The organism is Prevotella nigrescens (assembly GCF_031191185.1).
GTDB lineage: Bacteria > Bacteroidota > Bacteroidia > Bacteroidales > Bacteroidaceae > Prevotella > Prevotella nigrescens.
Genome location: NZ_CP133465.1, coordinates 999,320 through 1,015,427, shown reverse-complemented (window position 1 = coordinate 1,015,427; position 16,108 = coordinate 999,320). Strand labels below are relative to the sequence as shown.

The 16,108-nt window shown below is 46.4% G+C and carries 18 protein-coding genes; 12 read left to right on the top strand and 6 right to left on the bottom strand.

All coding sequences use genetic code 11. The annotated features are described in order from the left end of the window. Positions 1–246 precede the first annotated feature (246 nt). From RDV52_RS06475 to RDV52_RS06440, 8 genes are all read left to right on the top strand, one after another. Positions 247–864 carry a 50S ribosomal protein L25/general stress protein Ctc gene (locus RDV52_RS06475; protein ID WP_004366439.1) on the top strand — a complete coding sequence of 206 codons (618 nt, stop codon included), beginning with the start codon at positions 247–249 and terminating at the stop codon, positions 862–864. 92 nt (positions 865–956) lie between these two features. Further along, positions 957–1,529: an aminoacyl-tRNA hydrolase gene (gene pth / locus RDV52_RS06470; RefSeq protein ID WP_004366440.1), complete on the top strand. Its 573-nt coding sequence runs from the start codon at positions 957–959 to the stop codon at positions 1,527–1,529. Next, a complete protein-coding gene (locus RDV52_RS06465) occupies positions 1,529–1,945 on the top strand; it encodes an RNA-binding S4 domain-containing protein (protein ID WP_004362141.1) in 417 nt (138 codons plus the stop codon). Before pth ends, RDV52_RS06465 begins: the two co-directional genes overlap by 1 nt. Positions 1,946–1,968: 23 nt before the next feature. Further along, the gene (purN, locus tag RDV52_RS06460) at positions 1,969–2,550 is read left to right on the top strand and encodes a phosphoribosylglycinamide formyltransferase (protein WP_004366441.1); all 582 of its coding nucleotides are present in this window, start codon (positions 1,969–1,971) and stop codon (positions 2,548–2,550) included. A 69-nt stretch (positions 2,551–2,619) separates the two neighbouring features. Then, positions 2,620–3,006, top strand: coding sequence for a PH domain-containing protein (locus RDV52_RS06455; RefSeq protein WP_040556833.1), 387 nt, complete (start codon positions 2,620–2,622; stop codon positions 3,004–3,006). Continuing rightward, positions 3,003–4,322, top strand: a complete 1,320-nt coding sequence (dacB, locus tag RDV52_RS06450) for a D-alanyl-D-alanine carboxypeptidase/D-alanyl-D-alanine endopeptidase (protein WP_004362144.1) — start codon at positions 3,003–3,005, stop codon at positions 4,320–4,322. The genes RDV52_RS06455 and dacB overlap by 4 nt, the downstream gene beginning before the upstream one ends. A 45-nt stretch (positions 4,323–4,367) precedes the next feature. After that, on the top strand, positions 4,368–5,540 hold the full coding sequence (locus RDV52_RS06445; RefSeq protein WP_004366443.1) for a mechanosensitive ion channel family protein: 1,173 nt from the start codon (positions 4,368–4,370) through the stop codon (positions 5,538–5,540). 169 nt (positions 5,541–5,709) lie between these two features. Beyond that, positions 5,710–6,114, top strand: a complete 405-nt coding sequence (locus tag RDV52_RS06440) for an HU family DNA-binding protein (RefSeq protein ID WP_004366444.1) — start codon at positions 5,710–5,712, stop codon at positions 6,112–6,114. 117 nt (positions 6,115–6,231) lie between these two features. Here the strand turns inward: RDV52_RS06440 and RDV52_RS06435 are convergent, their stop codons facing one another. Continuing rightward, complete coding sequence (locus tag RDV52_RS06435) at positions 6,232–7,080, bottom strand: DUF4595 domain-containing protein (protein WP_004366446.1); 849 nt, start codon at positions 7,078–7,080, stop codon at positions 6,232–6,234. 23 nt (positions 7,081–7,103) lie between these two features. Then, positions 7,104–7,493, bottom strand: coding sequence for a lipocalin family protein (locus tag RDV52_RS06430; protein WP_115098568.1), 390 nt, complete (start codon positions 7,491–7,493; stop codon positions 7,104–7,106). 222 nt (positions 7,494–7,715) lie between these two features. Here RDV52_RS06430 and RDV52_RS06425 point away from each other — a divergent pair, with 222 nt between their 5' ends. The 4 genes from RDV52_RS06425 (at position 7,716) to aroB (ending at position 11,409) form a co-directional block, all read left to right on the top strand. Next, on the top strand, positions 7,716–8,891 hold the full coding sequence (locus RDV52_RS06425; RefSeq protein WP_004366448.1) for a phosphoribosylaminoimidazolecarboxamide formyltransferase: 1,176 nt from the start codon (positions 7,716–7,718) through the stop codon (positions 8,889–8,891). Positions 8,892–8,926: 35 nt separating this feature from the next. Further along, complete coding sequence (locus tag RDV52_RS06420) at positions 8,927–9,112, top strand: hypothetical protein (RefSeq protein WP_004366450.1); 186 nt, start codon at positions 8,927–8,929, stop codon at positions 9,110–9,112. Positions 9,113–9,272: 160 nt separating this feature from the next. After that, the gene (locus RDV52_RS06415) at positions 9,273–9,725 is read left to right on the top strand and encodes a copper resistance protein NlpE N-terminal domain-containing protein (protein ID WP_004364486.1); all 453 of its coding nucleotides are present in this window, start codon (positions 9,273–9,275) and stop codon (positions 9,723–9,725) included. Between the two features lie 637 nt (positions 9,726–10,362). Beyond that, positions 10,363–11,409: a 3-dehydroquinate synthase gene (gene aroB, locus RDV52_RS06410; RefSeq protein WP_004366452.1), complete on the top strand. Its 1,047-nt coding sequence runs from the start codon at positions 10,363–10,365 to the stop codon at positions 11,407–11,409. 56 nt (positions 11,410–11,465) lie between these two features. On the opposite strand, the gene RDV52_RS06405 is transcribed toward aroB, so the two are convergent. From RDV52_RS06405 to menD, 4 genes are all read right to left on the bottom strand, one after another. Then, positions 11,466–12,482, bottom strand: a complete 1,017-nt coding sequence (locus tag RDV52_RS06405; RefSeq protein WP_040557033.1) for an AMP-binding protein — start codon at positions 12,480–12,482, stop codon at positions 11,466–11,468. A gap of 70 nt (positions 12,483–12,552) precedes the next feature. Next, entirely contained in the window at positions 12,553–13,590 is a 1,038-nt protein-coding gene (locus RDV52_RS06400) for an o-succinylbenzoate synthase (protein ID WP_004366456.1), read from the bottom strand. A 6-nt stretch (positions 13,591–13,596) separates the two neighbouring features. Continuing rightward, positions 13,597–14,424, bottom strand: coding sequence for a 1,4-dihydroxy-2-naphthoyl-CoA synthase (menB, locus tag RDV52_RS06395; RefSeq protein WP_040556836.1), 828 nt, complete (start codon positions 14,422–14,424; stop codon positions 13,597–13,599). A gap of 17 nt (positions 14,425–14,441) precedes the next feature. Continuing rightward, positions 14,442–16,103: a 2-succinyl-5-enolpyruvyl-6-hydroxy-3-cyclohexene-1-carboxylic-acid synthase gene (menD, locus tag RDV52_RS06390; protein ID WP_309149738.1), complete on the bottom strand. Its 1,662-nt coding sequence runs from the start codon at positions 16,101–16,103 to the stop codon at positions 14,442–14,444. Positions 16,104–16,108 lie beyond the last annotated feature (5 nt).

Sequence of the window (16,108 nt, the reverse complement as noted above, 5' to 3'; positions counted from 1 at the left end):
TGTTTTGTGTGAATCTATTATGTTCTGCAAATGTAGAAAAATTCCTTGTTACTTGCAAGAGAATGCCATTATTTTCTTGTTTTTTATTATTATATTTGCTCATTTCATCGAAATAATATAACTTTGCAACGCTTTTTGCAAATTGATAATGGCAAACTTAAGGTCTTTCGACTTGTTATTTTAGCAATATCAGTGTGTGATGGCGAATTAAATGATTTATTAATTTAGAGTAACACAAACAGAAAAATGAAACAGATTCTTATTTCAGGTAAGAAACGTGAAGCTACAGGCAAAAAAGCTTCAAAGGAACTTCGTAAGGAAGGAATGATTCCATGTAATCTTTATGGTGAGGCTACTGCAGACGGCAAGCCAGTCGCTTTGTCTTTTGCGTCTCCGATGTCAGAGATTCGCAAGTTGGTTTATACCCCTCACATCTACCTTGTGGAGTTGAACATCGATGGTAAGAACCATGCAGCTGTCATGAAGGAGATACAGTTCCACCCAACAACTGATGCCGTCTTGCATATCGATTTCTATGAAGTAAATGAGACTAAGCCAATTGTTATGGGGGTTCCTGTTAAGTATGTAGGTCTTGCACAAGGTGTTCGCGATGGTGGTCGTATGAACAAGTCTATCCGCAAGATCAATGTTAAGGCTCCATACGCACAAATTCCGGAAACTCTTGATATCAACGTTACTAATCTTCGTATTGGCAAGAGCATCAAGGTTGGCGATTTGAGCTTCGAAGGTCTTGAACTTGTAACGCCTAAAGACGTAGTCGTTTGTTCAATTAAGAATACACGTAATGCCATTGCTTCTGCATCTACCGACGAGGAAGAAGAAGCAAGCGAATCAGCTGAATAAGGCTACATCAAGTTTGGATAGCAACTTAGAATAACAGATGTGGGACAAGACTGTGGCTATCTGAATATACATTTTAAACAGAACAGACAATATTGGACAAGTTTCTAATATGTGGCTTGGGAAACCCCGGGCGTGAGTACGAGGGAACTCGCCACAACACAGGATTTATGGTATTGGACGCCTTTGCCAAGGCGTCCAATATTGTTTTTGAGGATAAGCGTTACGGTTTTATTGCAGAAACTACCCTCAAAGGGCGCAAGATAATATTACTGAAGCCAACCACATTCATGAACTTATCGGGCAATGCCGTGCGCTATTGGCTCAACAACGAGAAGATAGACGAAAACCGCTTGCTTGTCGTATCCGACGAACTTGCCCTGCCGTTAGGTGCTTTTCGCCTGAAAGCGAATGGATCTAATGGCGGTCATAACGGTCTGGGGCACATTCAGCAGCTAATTGGTCAGAATTATGCGCGCCTCCGTATGGGTATCGGAAACGATTATCCCAAAGGAGGTCAGGTTGATTGGGTATTAGGAAAGTACACCGAAGCCGACATGAAAATACTTCAACCCAGCATAGACCTCGCTGTGGACATCATTAAAAGTTTCGTTCTCGCTGGTATCAACATCACAATGAACCAATACAACAAGTTAGGAAAAAAGTAATGACAGACGTTGCAAGAATAGACAAATGGCTTTGGGCTGCACGTATTTTCAAGACAAGAAGCATAGCTGCTGACGCATGCAAGAACGGGCGCGTTACCATTAAAGGCATTAATGTGAAGCCGTCGCACACCATTAAGGCAGGCGAAGTGATAAGCGTCAAGAAACCTCCTATTACTTATTCGTTCGAGGTTTTGCAGACTATCGAGAAACGCGTCGGGGCTAAGTTGGTGTCCGAAGTATATAAGAACGTTACCGATGCCAAGCAATACGAACTTTTAGAGATGAGCCGCATCAGTGGTTTCGTAGACCGTGCACGTGGCACCGGTCGTCCCACCAAGAAAGACAGGCGGAAGCTCGATGCTTTTGTAGACCCTGCACTCTTCGGCTTCGATGACTTCGACGACGAGGAAGAGTAAACAAACAGATTATATATATAAATATGGTGAACATTGCAATCTTTGTATCAGGTAGTGGCAGTAATTGCGAAAACATTATTCAGTATTTCCAGCACAACAAACAAGTTCATATTGCCTTAGTGGTCAGCAATCGTTCCGATGCGTATGCACTCGTACGTGCCAAGAAGCTGAATGTACCAACGGCTGTATTGCCGAAAGCCGACTTTAACAACAAGGACAAAGTGTTGAAGCTTATGGCAGACTATCGAATAGACTTCATTGTTCTGGCTGGATTTCTGCTGATGATACCCGACTGGCTCATTTCCGTCTATCAACGTCGCATGATAAACCTACACCCTGCCCTCCTGCCTAAGTTTGGCGGCATGGGCATGTACGGACATCATGTACATGAAGCTGTGCGAAAGGCAAACGAAACCGAGACCGGAATGACCGTCCACTGGGTAAGCACCGTGTGCGATGGTGGCGAAATCATTGCGCAGTTCCGTACTCCCATTACACCCGACGATACACCCGACGATATTGCCGGCAAGGAACACATCTTGGAAATGGAGCATTTCCCTCGTGTCATCGAAACAATCTTAAAGCAAGAGAAACTTATTCAATAACGCAGGTTCGACAGAGCGCTTGCAGTGTTATAATCTGTTCAAGATGGGCATATCGTGCCCCTTAAGACAATGACAAGAACATTTAATCATCGTGTGATGCCGTTAGAGTGGTGTGCCATTCTGTTATTCCTGATGGGTACGCTCTACGGATTTTGGCATCGCAGCAATCCAGCCTTGGTGGTTCTGGGAGTACTCTTCCTTGTACTTACAACCACTGCCTTAGACCGCGCATTGCACACCACCTATGTTGTGGCGGACAAACGTCTGACTGTAAAACAGGGCAGAGTGTCCAAGACCAAGTACATAGACATTGCAGAGATTGCCAACATAAGCGAACTTCCCCTGGCTTTCCATCTCGGCAGCTATATATTGATAGAACTAAAGAACGGCAAGGTGATGAGCTTGCAACCCGACAATTGCAGAGCCTTCATTGCCACAATACACAATTTGTTATGAAACTGAAACACTTACAGCTCCTGATGCTTGGTGCGCTGCTGGCACTCCCGCTGCAGGCGCAAGTGCACATAGACAGCACAGAAGTGGCGCGCATATTGCAAGGTGTGCCGCCCAAGACGCCCACTATCTGCAACGAGCAGCCTAACGACAGCGACGACGAAGGAGAAGACACGATACTCCCCTTTCAAGAAGACAATGGCCTGTCGTGGCAAGAGAACATTACGACACGCCTGAACAGCATATTGCAGGCAGACATTGCGTCTACCATGCAGGTGGGACTGATGGTATGGGACCTGACCGACGACAAACTGCTCTACGCCTCCAACGAACGAGTGCACCTGCGACCAGCCTCAACCATGAAGTGCGTAACGGCAATTGCAGCCCTCTACCGATTAGGACCGAACTACAACTACCGCACAGACATATACCATACGGGCAGCATAGACGACTCTACCCACGTGCTCAATGGCGACATCTACTGCGTCGGGGGCATGGACCCGCTGGTTTCCAACACCGACATCACAGCCATTGCGCAGGCCATAAAAGCCCTGAACATAACCAGGATAAATGGCAACATCTACGCCGACCTGTCGTTTAAGGACAGAGACGAATTAGGCAGCGGCTGGTGCTGGGACGACAAGAACCCCAAGCTCGTCCCGCTGCTTCTGGGCAGCCACGACAACTTTGTCGGCACGCTCTACCGCCGGCTGCGCGAGACAGGCGTAGAACCCGGTGGAGTGATGGGCGAACGCACACTGCCTGCCGACGGCACGACGCTCATAACTACTTGCACACACAGCATCGGCGAGGTGATGGACACCATGATGAAGAAGAGCAACAACCTCTATGCCGAGTCGATGTTCTACCAGCTGGCAGCCGCCAACGGAGGCAGATGGAACTCGGCAAGGCAGGCACGCAGAGAGGTGAACGCACTGATACGCAAGTTGGGCTTGTCGCCGTCGGACTACAACATAGCCGACGGCTCCGGGCTTTCGCTCTACAACTATGTCAGTGCCGAGCTCGAAGTGCAGCTGCTGCGCTTCGCCTACAGCCAGCCAGACATTTACAACACCCTGCTGCCTGCACTGCCCGTTGCAGGCATGGACGGCACGCTGAGAAAGCGCATGCGTGGCACGCCCGCACAGGGCAACGTGCATGCGAAGACGGGCACGGTGTTTGGCGTAAGCTCGCTGGCAGGCTACCTTACAGCATCTAACGGGCACAGGCTCTGCTTCTCCATCATCGTAAATGGCGGCATGCGCCAGAGACCAATGCGCAACTTGCAGAACAAGGTGTGCGTGGCACTGAGCCAGTGACACAGAAAAGAACAAACATAAAACAAACAACCAAAACATAACGTCATGCATACCATCAGCAGATTTATAGAGCACGCATTGCTTTCGCTCAACGTAGAGCACACCACTGCCTACGTCATACGCCACGCGTTGTTAGTAATCATCGTTTTCCTCCTTGCGTTCCTTGCGGGCTTCCTTTGCCGCAAGGTGCTTGTGCCCTTGGTAACAAAGCTCACCTCGAAGACAAGTCTCGAGTGGGACTCCGTACTGTTCGACAAGACCGTCCTGTACACGGCCTGCAGCATTGTCCCTGCCGTAGTCATCTGGGAACTGCTGCCCAAGGTGTTCTTCCAGTATCCCTTTGTGGAAGACGCCCTGCTGCGGCTGACGGCTGTCTATATAGCCATCAACTCCACCCGTCTGGTCCTTCAGATTGTAGACCGCCTTCGCGACCTGCGACAGTCAGAAGGCAGTGCTGGCAGCCAGTACCTCCGTTCGTTTCTGGGCGTGCTCCGCATCATCGTCATTTTCATAGCCGTCATCGTGGTAATCAGCATCTTGCTCAACAAGAACCCCATGTCGCTGTTCGCAGGTCTGGGTGCAACGTCAGCCGTTCTGATGCTGGTATTCAAGGACACCATAGAGGGGCTCGTGGCCGGCATACGCCTTACGAGCAACGAGATGGTGCACGTGGGCGACTGGATTACCGTGCCCGGCACACCCGTTGACGGAAACGTGGTGGACATTACCCTTACAACGGTGAAGGTGCGGCAGTTCGACAACACCTATACTACCGTCTCGCCCCTCACCTTGGTAAATGGCTCGTTCAAGAACTGGCAGGGAATGACGGACAGCGGCATGCGACAGGTAGTCAAGAGAATATACTTCGACGTGCACAGCATCCGGCTCCTCAACAGTGAGACAAGGCAGAACCTGACCGACAAGAACATGGTCGCGCCGGAAGAAACGGAGGGCGAAGTGGTGAACATCGGACTCTTCCGCCACTACATAGAAGCCTACCTGAGGAAGCGCGACGACGTAAGCAAGTCGGCAACTCTCCTTGTCCGCCAGCTGGAAGCCACGCAAAGCGGCGTGCCCATAGAGCTATACTTCTTCATCGGTACTACCGACTGGGTGAGCTACGAGCAGAAGACGTCCGACATTCTCGAGCACATCTATGCCTATGCCAACGAGTTCGGACTACAGATATACGAGGGACTTCCAGTTGCAAACACATAACACCTCCGATTGCCCATACGGGGAAGCGACTTAGGACACCCTCACGAGGGTATCAATCAACACCCTCGTGAGGGTATCAACCAATACCCTCGTGAGGGTATTCAGGAACGAGAACAATAAACGGGAAAGAACAACGTTAAGTAAGTGATAACATAAACAACTAAGAGCTATGATTGAATTTGAAATAAAGTCAAAGATGCAACTTATCGGTAAGCGCAAGGGACAGACGGTGTACTTCGCCCAAGCCACAGCACAACAACACCTGACAAGCAATATGGTGATAGACCGCATTGTGCGCGAGACATCGCTCTCGGCAGGCGACGTGAGCAACGCTATCATCAGTCTCAGTGCAGTCGTGCGCGATGCACTCGAATCGGGGCAGAGCGTAGACCTGGCAGACCTTGGCTCGTTCCGCATCATGGTACCATCGAAGATGATGGACAGCGAGAAGGAAGTAACAGCCGAAAGCCTGAAGACGCCCAAAATCATCTTCACGCCAAAGGCAGCCATGCGCGCCGCTGCCAACTCGGTGGAACTCCGCGTAATCAGGAAGGGAGGCGACAAGGAACGCTGACAAAGACTCCGCTTGCAGAACAAAACGTACCACTCGGCTCCACACAACGACAAGGGCAACGAAACATTCGCTTCGTTGCCCTTGGTTCTTTCTATACGACTTCAGCCTTATATATCTCTACCAGACAATGTTTGATTCTTCTCTTCCTTCATCGTCCTTAACCACAATCTTGGTTGGGAATCCGTTGCCGTTGAGGATCCAATCGAAAGTAGTCTTGTCGTTGTCTTTATCCATATTGTATATTGGCAGATGCTTGGTAGCTTTTCCCAACATTCCTGCATAGTAGGCACCATGCAAATGGTCCAGGTCTAACCCCAAAGCTACGTCGAAAGACATTATGCAACCTCTGTTTTCGATAGGCAGAGTTACCTTTTTAGAAGTATAGTAAATCCTGTAATGGTCTGTCTCCTTGCCGTCCTTTTCCGACATGGTTACTGTTTCTACGGCGTCGCCGTCATTGTAAGCAATGGTAGACGATGTCTTAACGCCATCTTTTGACTCCACTGCCTTAATGAGCTGTCCGTCAGAATTGTACTCAAAGTTCCATGTTGTCGTCTTGGGAGTATTGCCCTTTTTTTCGTAGTCGATTTCGTCGCAGTATTTCACGAATCCATCTTTGTTCAGGAACAAGTTGTACACGGTTCTTTCATCGGCATCGGTTACTGTCATCACCACGTTAGGCACATCTTTGGTACCTAAGATGCTGCTGGTGTAGGCAAATGCAATTAAGACATTCTCCTCTCTGTTGTATATGGAAGACAACCGCCCCTTGAAATCCCGTGTGAAGACGCTGCCGTCAACTATTTTAGGCATACCATTGACAAAGACCTTTGTAGGGTTTACCTCTACTTTACCTTTGTCTTCGCCTCCGTCCGGACCATCGCTGTTTTTACTACACGCTGTTAATGCAATTGCAGCACCTAAGGCTATCGCCAGGAGCCACACAAAATTAGATAATTTCTTCATCGTTTCTATATTATTGTTGTTAATTAATTTGCACGCTTATACACTATATCGGTACCTTGTTGATTAAGTGTCTGCTTTTCCTTGTCTATGTGGAAAGTGTCGGTAAGTTCTGTCCTCTCGCCATCGAAGATACTTGTTCCGTGAATGGCAACGGTGCTGTCGTTCACCTTTTGCCAACGGTCGTAAGGCAAGGTCGGCATATTGACAGAGGCTGCCACGCCGTCTGCCTTCAGCTCGATGCCCATCTCTGCTGCCGAGTCAGCAGGCATCTCGGTAGTCCAGCGACCCATCACACTAAGGGTATCGTCATTTGCTGCACCGCCTTTCTTGGATAACCCTGCGCAACCTACAAGCAACATGGAGCCTACAGGAAGCATGGACATTAGATAATCAAGCAATATTCTTCGTCGCATATCGTAATGTTTAAGTCATTTTGTCGGCAAAGATATACATAAATGCCCACACTGTGGCAGATTGCTTTCTAAAAAAACTAAACAATAGTTTAATTTCTTTTATATTAGTCGCCTGACAAACAATCTATAAAAATATGGAACTATAGTTTAGAAATATCGTTTTATTTGTCTATCTTTGCAACTTCAATAAAGGTCTGTCATTCATATATACATCATTGAACTATGAAAGAATTGGAACTTAAATATGGTTGCAATCCCAACCAAAAGCCTTCGCGCATATTCGTAGACGAAGGAGAGTTGCCCATCGAAGTGCTGAATGGTCGTCCCGGCTATATAAACTTTCTTGATGCACTCAACAGTTGGCAATTAGTGAAAGAACTGAAAGAAGCCACAGGTATGCCTGCCGCAGCATCGTTTAAACATGTCAGCCCGGCTGGAGCAGCCATTGGTCTGCCATTGAGCGATACATTAAGGAAGATATACTTCGTAGACGACTTCGAACTTACTCCGCTCGCTTCGGCGTACGCACGTGCCAGAGGTGCCGACCGTATGTGTTCGTATGGTGATTTCTGTGCACTGAGCGACACTTGCGACGAAGCTACCGCCCGACTTATCAACCGCGAGGTAAGCGATGGTGTCATAGCCCCTGACTATACACCAGAGGCTCTCCATATACTGAAGAAGAAGCGCAAAGGCAACTATAATGTCATAAAGATAGACCCTACCTATAAACCAGCTCCCATAGAACGCAAGCAAGTGTTCGGCATAACTTTCGAACAAGGCAGAAACGAAATTCGACTCGATGAGCCTAAACTCTTCGAGAATATTCCTACTACAAACAAGATATTCCCGGAAGAGGCTCGTCGTAATCTTGTCATAGCACTTATTACGCTAAAATATACGCAAAGCAACTCTGTGTGTTATGTTAAAGACGGACAAGCCATTGGTATAGGGGCTGGACAACAAAGTCGTATTCATTGCACGCGTCTGGCAGGCAATAAAGCAGACGAATGGTGGTTGCGTCAGTGTCCTAAGGTCATGAACCTACCTTTTAAAGACGGAATACGCCGTGCCGACCGCGACAACTCCATCAATGTGTACATATCTGACGAGTACGAAGACCTTTTACAGGAAGGAACATGGCAGCTCTTCTTTACCGAGAAGCCTGAACCATTAACCTTAACCGAACATAAGGCGTGGATAGCACAGAACAAACAAGTGGCTTTAGGGTCAGATGCATTCTTCCCCTTTGGCGACAATATAGAGCGTGCACACAAGAGTGGTGTTGAATATATTGCCCAAGCTGGAGGCAGCATACGCGACGACCATGTTATAGAAACATGTAACAAGTATGGCATAGCAATGGCATTTACAGGTGTGCGTTTGTTCCATCATTAATAAAATATAAGCCAGATTGAGTAAATACATAAAGTATGAGCGATATAGACGAAATTATAGAAAACGGAATGGTTTTCAGAGGAGCACCTAAAGCCAAAGCCGATGATGGTAAAATAAAAACTAAAGCAAAAAAAAAGAAATACATAACAGGCGCTCATGGTTCTGGAAGTGCGAAGCAGAAAGCAAAGTATAGACAACAAAGGGCTAACCGACATAAGTAAGTATTACAAATATCTGTACAATAAACATTAATATAAGGCTATAGAGATTTGCTTTATGTCATATTTTTGTTAGATTAAACGTAATTAACAGAAATAGTTTGATGATATAAAAGATTATCGTTTATCTTTGCACATATTATTTTTAAAGCAATAAAAAGATATGAAGAAAGTATTCATTTTAATGGCAGTTTGCGCCACAATGGTTGCATGCCAGCAGAAGGGAAAACAAAATGCTGATGCTAAAGCAGGCGATACAACAAAGGTTGAAGCTACTGACTCTATGCGTTATGCAGGCGAAGTTCCTGCAGCCGATGGTCCAGGTATACGCTACGAAATTGCATTGGCAAACGACAGCACAAACGGTTTCAGCATAAAGGAAACCTATCTAAAAGCTGAAAAGGGTAAGGATAAGGTGCTCAACTATACAGGTAAAGCAGAGAAGATAGAGAAAGACGTTAAAGGACAGAAGAAAGTTGGCTACAAGTTTACAACAGGTAAAGATGATGCTCTCTACTTCTTGCAAGCTAACGACTCTACACTTCGTATGGTGAACGACCAGTTGGAAGAAGCCGCAACAAAAGACCTTAACTATGACTTAAAGTTAGTTAAGTAATACGGATAAGAAATTTATAAATAGGAGATAATGCCCGAAAGGAACATCGTCTCCTATTTTTGTTTATATATACCACAAGTGCAAAAAGAAATCAGTAGAAAAGAAGTGGAAAAATTATAAGCAGCGTCTACTGTCTACACGCTAATCAAATGGAATGTCGCTGATATTTATAAAAGCCCGTCAAATGTAGTTACTTTTCTTTTAGATATCTGTCGCGTTCGTCTCAGATATCTGTCAGTTGCGTTTTAGATATCTGTCGCGTTCGTCTCAGATATCTGTCAGTTGCGTTTTAGATATCTGTCACGTTCGCTTTAGATATCTGTTATTTTCAAATTAGATATCACAACAAACTACAACCTTTATTATTTTATAGTCTAATACTCGAAATATATTTATCAGCTGAGTAATATGAAATCTTTTATTCTGCATTGCTTTAATTTGAATATCATTATAAGTGTTTGATAAACACTATGTTGTTCGATATTATGTTACATAAGAGAGCAATTCATTACAATAATCTTCTTTCCTAAAGAATCCTCCACTTCTTTTCTACTGAGCCACAAAAAAAGCCAACCAAAGCTACCGAGAACACAAAGAAAAGCATTACATTTGTGAGCAATTAAAATAAAAGAAGAGAATGAAGCAGCAAATTGTTTTTACACATAAATTCGAGCAAAGTCTTTCAGATTCCATAGCAAAATGTAATCCAGATAAGATATTTGTTCTTGCCGACGATACAACAATCGGAATGTGCTATAATAGGATAAAACACTTCGAATGTCTTAAAAAAGCACAACCCATAACTATTCCAAGTGCAGATGTAAACAAAAACTTATCGTCGCTCTCCTGTGTGTGGAAGGTTTTACAAACTGCAAAGGCTACCAGGCATTCAATGCTTATAAATCTTGGTGGTGGAATGGTAACCGACCTTGGTGGCTTTGCAGCAGCTACATTCAAGCGTGGCATTAACTTCGTAAACGTACCAACCACATTGTTGGCTATGGTAGATGCGAGTGTAGGAGGCAAAACTGGTATAAACTTTGGTGGATTGAAAAACGAAATAGGAGCATTCGCTTTCCCTCAAACTATTATTATCGATACACAATGGTTGGAAACGCTCGACCGTGAAAATCTGTTGAGCGGTTATGCCGAAATGCTGAAACACGGGTTGATAGCCGAAAAGGGAGCATTGGCAACGCTATTGGCTTTCGACACCGATACGTTCGACTTGCGACAGCTCGCCGAAATGCTGAAAGAGAGTGTCGAAATAAAAGAAAAGATAGTGGAACAAGACCCCCACGAGAAGCACATAAGGAAGGCTTTGAACTTCGGACATACGTTTGGGCATAGCTTTGAAGCGTGGGCAATGACGCGAAAACCTATCCTTCACGGCTATGCAGTGGCATACGGAATTGTCTGCGAGCTTTATCTTTCGGTTGTAAAACAAGGTTTTCCGACTGATATAATGCGGAAAACGGTTAATTTTATCAAAGCCAATTATGGAGAATTTGCCATTTCCTGCAACGACTACGATGCGTTAATCGACCTTATGAAGCACGATAAGAAGAATGTGAACAGCACGATTAACTTTACTTTATTGCAAGATTTAGGCAAAGTTTCCATTAATCAGACAGCGACAGAAGACGAGATAAAAGAAGCTTTAGACTTTTTAAGAGAGGGGTAGGGCTGTGCTTTGGAGGTTGGTTTGCAGGTTGCTTGAAACGTTTTGCCTAAGTTGGGTTACTTCGTATTGGTGGGTTGGTCTACCATCTGCAAGGCTTTTGCACGGGCAATCTTACCTGTTTCGGTGGTTGGAAGTTGGTCTGTGTGTTGATAATGTGCAGGTTGCCAGTATCGTGGCAATGCTTTCACACAGGCGGCACGTACTTCTTCCAAGTCATTAGCTTCGGTCAGGAGTACTATTTCTTCACCAAACTTCTTGTTTTTACGCTTCGTTATTAGGAATGGAGCAGCGAGATAAGGGAGCAATGTCTGTTCCACTTCTTCCATTTGCACCTTTATTCCGCCTGTATTGATGGTGTTGTCTTTGCGTCCCAATATACGGAACTCGGTTCGTCCTGCCTCTGTCATGCGCAATTCAGCTATGTCGTTGGTCGCCAAACGTTGAGAACAGACGGCTGGCGCACTGATTACGAGGCAGCCATCATCGTTCAGCGACAACGCTACGCCGTCGAATGGCGTGTACCAATCGCTACGTTCGCTTCCGTTTAAGCGACGAAGGGCAATGTGCGAGAGCGTTTCCGTCATACCGTAAGTGCTCCATACCGCATTCGGGAAGTCTTTTAACTGTGCAGAAAGTTCATCGTCAATGCTTCCTCCACCTATTATTAAATGGCGAATGCGCTGCAATCGCTCGCGTTCCTTGCTGTTTTGCAGTGTGTTGAATACCTGCAAAGGCACCATTGCTGCAAAGGTGATGGGTTCATCGGGGTCTGAAAGCTGAGCAAGCGAAGCATCGGAAAGTGGGTTTCCTGATGGTTTCACGCTCAGCAGACGCAGCTTTCGCTCTATGCTACGTACCACAACCATCTTCCCAGCAATGTAATCGAGTGGCATACACAGTAAGGCTGTATCGTTGGGGCGTAACTTGAGAAAGTCGCAAGTGATGCGTGCAGAGTTCAGCATACGTGCTTTTTCGACATGCAACGGCTTTGGCTGCCCTGTCGAACCACTCGTATGAACAAGTAAAGTGGGGGCTTCGCTGTGCCATTCGCTAAGAAATTGCTCTAAAGTCATTGCTGTTTCTTCGTTTAAAATTCCCACTTTCAAACTCTTCTTTCTTGTCTGTTTACGCTCAATCGTGCTGTTATTGCACTATCCAAAGCTTGTCGTCGATAACTTTTAAAGGCATTTCTATGTTGTCGGCGAACAGTTGTCCCGTGCCTAAACCTTGAGCGTGGCGTATGTTTGTGCCGTAAATGCTTGCTGTCAATTGCGCTATGGCGTTAAGACCGACGTTGCTTTCGAGGGCAGAAGTAATCCAAGAGCCAATGTTTCTTTCACGAGCGAGTTGTATCCATTCCGCCGTTCCTGCCATTCCGCCGTGCAAACTGGGTTTCAAAACAATGTATTGAGGACGGATTGTGTCTAATAATTCAATCTTTTTCTGCCTTTCGTTCACTCCAATCAGTTCTTCGTCGAGCCCTATTGGTAAAGGTGTCGTAGTGCAAAGGCGTGCCATTTCCGTCCATTGGTGCTGCTTTATCGGTTGCTCAATGGAATGAATGTCGTATTGAACCAACGCTTCCATTCGCGAAAGTGCCTCTTCGGGTGTGAAACCGCCATTTGCGTCCACTCTCAACTCGACGTCGTTGCGGCTGAAAGTGGAACGAATGTGGCGTATGAGTTGCAGTTCTCGGTCGAAATCAATCGCTCCAATCTTTATCTTTATGCAGCGGAAACCTGCCTTTAGCTTGGCTTCCAAACGTTCAAACATTTCCTCGAACGTTCCCATCCATACCAAACCATTGATTGGAATGCCTTCTTCGCCACGTCCGAAAGGTGTGTCGAAGAAGTTTAAACTGCCTTTAGCGTTGAACTGTGCCACTGCTGTTTCAAGTCCGAAGAGCATAGATGGATAGGCGCGCATTGCTTCATAATCGATTACCCCTGTACGTTCGTACTCATCGCAGAACGTTCTCAGCTTGCGTTCGTATTCGTTTGGTGGCATCGCATCGCAAGAAAGGTCGGGCAGCGTGGCACATTCGCCCACTCCGACCACATCGGGTTGCTCGTCGGAGGTAAGTTTCAAGTAGAAACTAAGACGTGTATTATATACTCCACGCGACGTTCCTGCAGGCTGAAGAAAGTGTAACAGCTTGGAAGTAATCGTTATTTTGCGCATCGCTGCTTATGGAAATTGAGGGTATTTGTCGAAGTCTGGCTTGCGTTTCTCTAAGAAAGCACGTCCTCCTTCTTGCGCTTCGTCCATTGTATAGTAAAGCATTGTGGCATCGCCAGCAAGTTCCTGAATGCCCGCCTGACCGTCTAACTCGGCATTCAGTCCTGCTTTTATCATACGCAAAGCCAATGGCGAGCGTTCCATCATGGTTTCTGCCCACTCCACGCACTTGTCTTCGAGCTTATCGAAAGGTACAACCTTGTTTACCAACCCCATACGTTCAGCCTCAGCCGCAGAGTATTGACGGCACAAGAACCATATTTCGCGTGCCTTCTTCTGTCCTACTATGCGTGCAAGATACGATGCTCCGAAGCCTGCATCGAACGAACCTACCTTCGGACCAGTCTGCCCAAAGATTGCATTTTCTGATGCAATGCTTAGGTCGCACATAACGTGGAGCACGTGTCCGCCACCGATTGCGAAGCCGTTTACCATAGCAATGACAGGCTTGGGTAAGCGGCGGATTTGCATTTGTACATCTAACACATTCAAACGGGGTACTCCGTCGCCACCGACATAGCCGCCACGACCTTTCACATTCATATCGCCACCTGCGCAAAAGGCTTTGTCGCCTGCACCTGTAAGTAGCACTACACGAATGTTTAAAGCCTCACGACAGTACGAAAACGCCTGTGAAATCTCCCAAACCGTTAGCGGTGTGAACGCATTTCGATAGCGTGGGCGATTGATTGTTATCTTTGCTATGTGGTTGTATTCCTCAAAAAGGATTTCCTTAAAGTCGAAACCTTCGATGGTTTTCCATTCTCTGTTAGCCATATTATGATTGTTTTTATTTATTGTTTCTTTTCTAATTGCTTGTAAAATGTGCTCCACGCCTTGGCATCTTTTTCGGGATCGGTGAACACTTCCAATAGTACGGAACTTTTTCTGATGTTGAGAAACGCTGCCAAACAGTTTTCCAACTCTTCCGAATTGGTTGCCGAAAGGTAGCCTATGTTATGCGTTTGGCATACTCCTTTGGCGGTAACGCTTACGCCAGCACCCATTATCGCAGCTCGGTGTGCCGATTTTTCCAATCCTGACAGTTGCTGAAAGATACCGCCACCACTGTTGTTGAGCAGCAAGATGGAAAGGTTGTCGCCCAAATTGCTGTTCCACAAGGCGTTTTGGTCGTAGAAAAAGCTCAAGTCGCCTATAGCGCAGAACACACGTTTGTCTTTGTTTGCCGCTGCCATACCTACTGCAGTGGAGAGCGTTCCCTCTATTCCGTTTACCCCACGGTTTACAAAAATGTAGTCGGACGAGAAGAAATTGCCCAAGCGAACTGCCGAACTGTTCCCGTAAACCAATGCTTTGGCATCGTTGTTTTGCTGCAATAGCGTGTGAAAACGCTTTACTGCCAACATCTGCGAATAAGTTGGAACGTACGATTGCGCAGTGGCTGCGGCATTGTTCAAAGCCTTTTGCCAACCGTGATAGAACTTTGAAGTTGCAAAATCTTCCAAACCGCTTGCCAACGCCTTGATGAAAGCATCGCTCTGGCACTGAACTACGGCGGTAAGGTTGGTGAATGTGTCGCGAATATCGCCACGTGGGTCTATCAAAATAGAATCTTTCGGGGTGCAACTCCGCAAGAACTGTTTGCACTGCTTGCTCACCAACGTGCCGCCCATATATATAATAAGGTCTGGGCGCAATGCTTCCGTGTCTTCTGCAATTGTTATTGCCGCATCGACAAGCTGCGGTGCGGTGTCAGTAACATCGGAAAGCTTGTCTTGTATCACCACGATGTGTTGGCGCAACCTTACTAATTCCGCCTTCATATCAGCCCACGCTTCCTGCCCGATGATAAGCAAAGGACGTTGCGCCTGTCGCACCATCGTTACAACATCGGCTACGGCAGCATTGTCGTTGCAGACAGATGTAGCAGAAATATGTCGTTCTGTGGGCAAGGTTGCCACATCGTAATCGAATAACGGCTCGCTTATTGGTACGTTGATATGTACTGGGGCATACGCAAATCGCTTGCATTCAATGAGAACTTCGTTTACCAAACGGTTGCAATACCAATGTTCTTCCTTCGTTTTGGGTTCGATAAGGTGGACGCTCTTGCGCACAAACGGAGCGAGAGCGTTGGCTTGTGGCATGGTTTGTCCGTCCGATTGCCCTATCCATTGCTGGGGACGGTCGGCTGAAACCACTATCAAAGGTAGGTTTTGATAATACGCTTCTGTCACGGCAGGTGCGACGTTCAGCAGTGCCGACCCTGACGTAACGCAAACAACAACGGGCGAATGGGTACTTATAGCAACGCCTAAAGCAAAGAATGCTGCCGACCGTTCATCGGTTACAGGATAGCATTTTATATCTTTGCATTCACAAAGATTATGCACAAGTGGCGAGTTTCTCGAGCCAGGGCACACCACAGCCTGCGTTATGCCGTGCTGAACGAGCAACGCCGTCAGGATATTTACGTTCTCTTTGTTACTGAACATCTTTA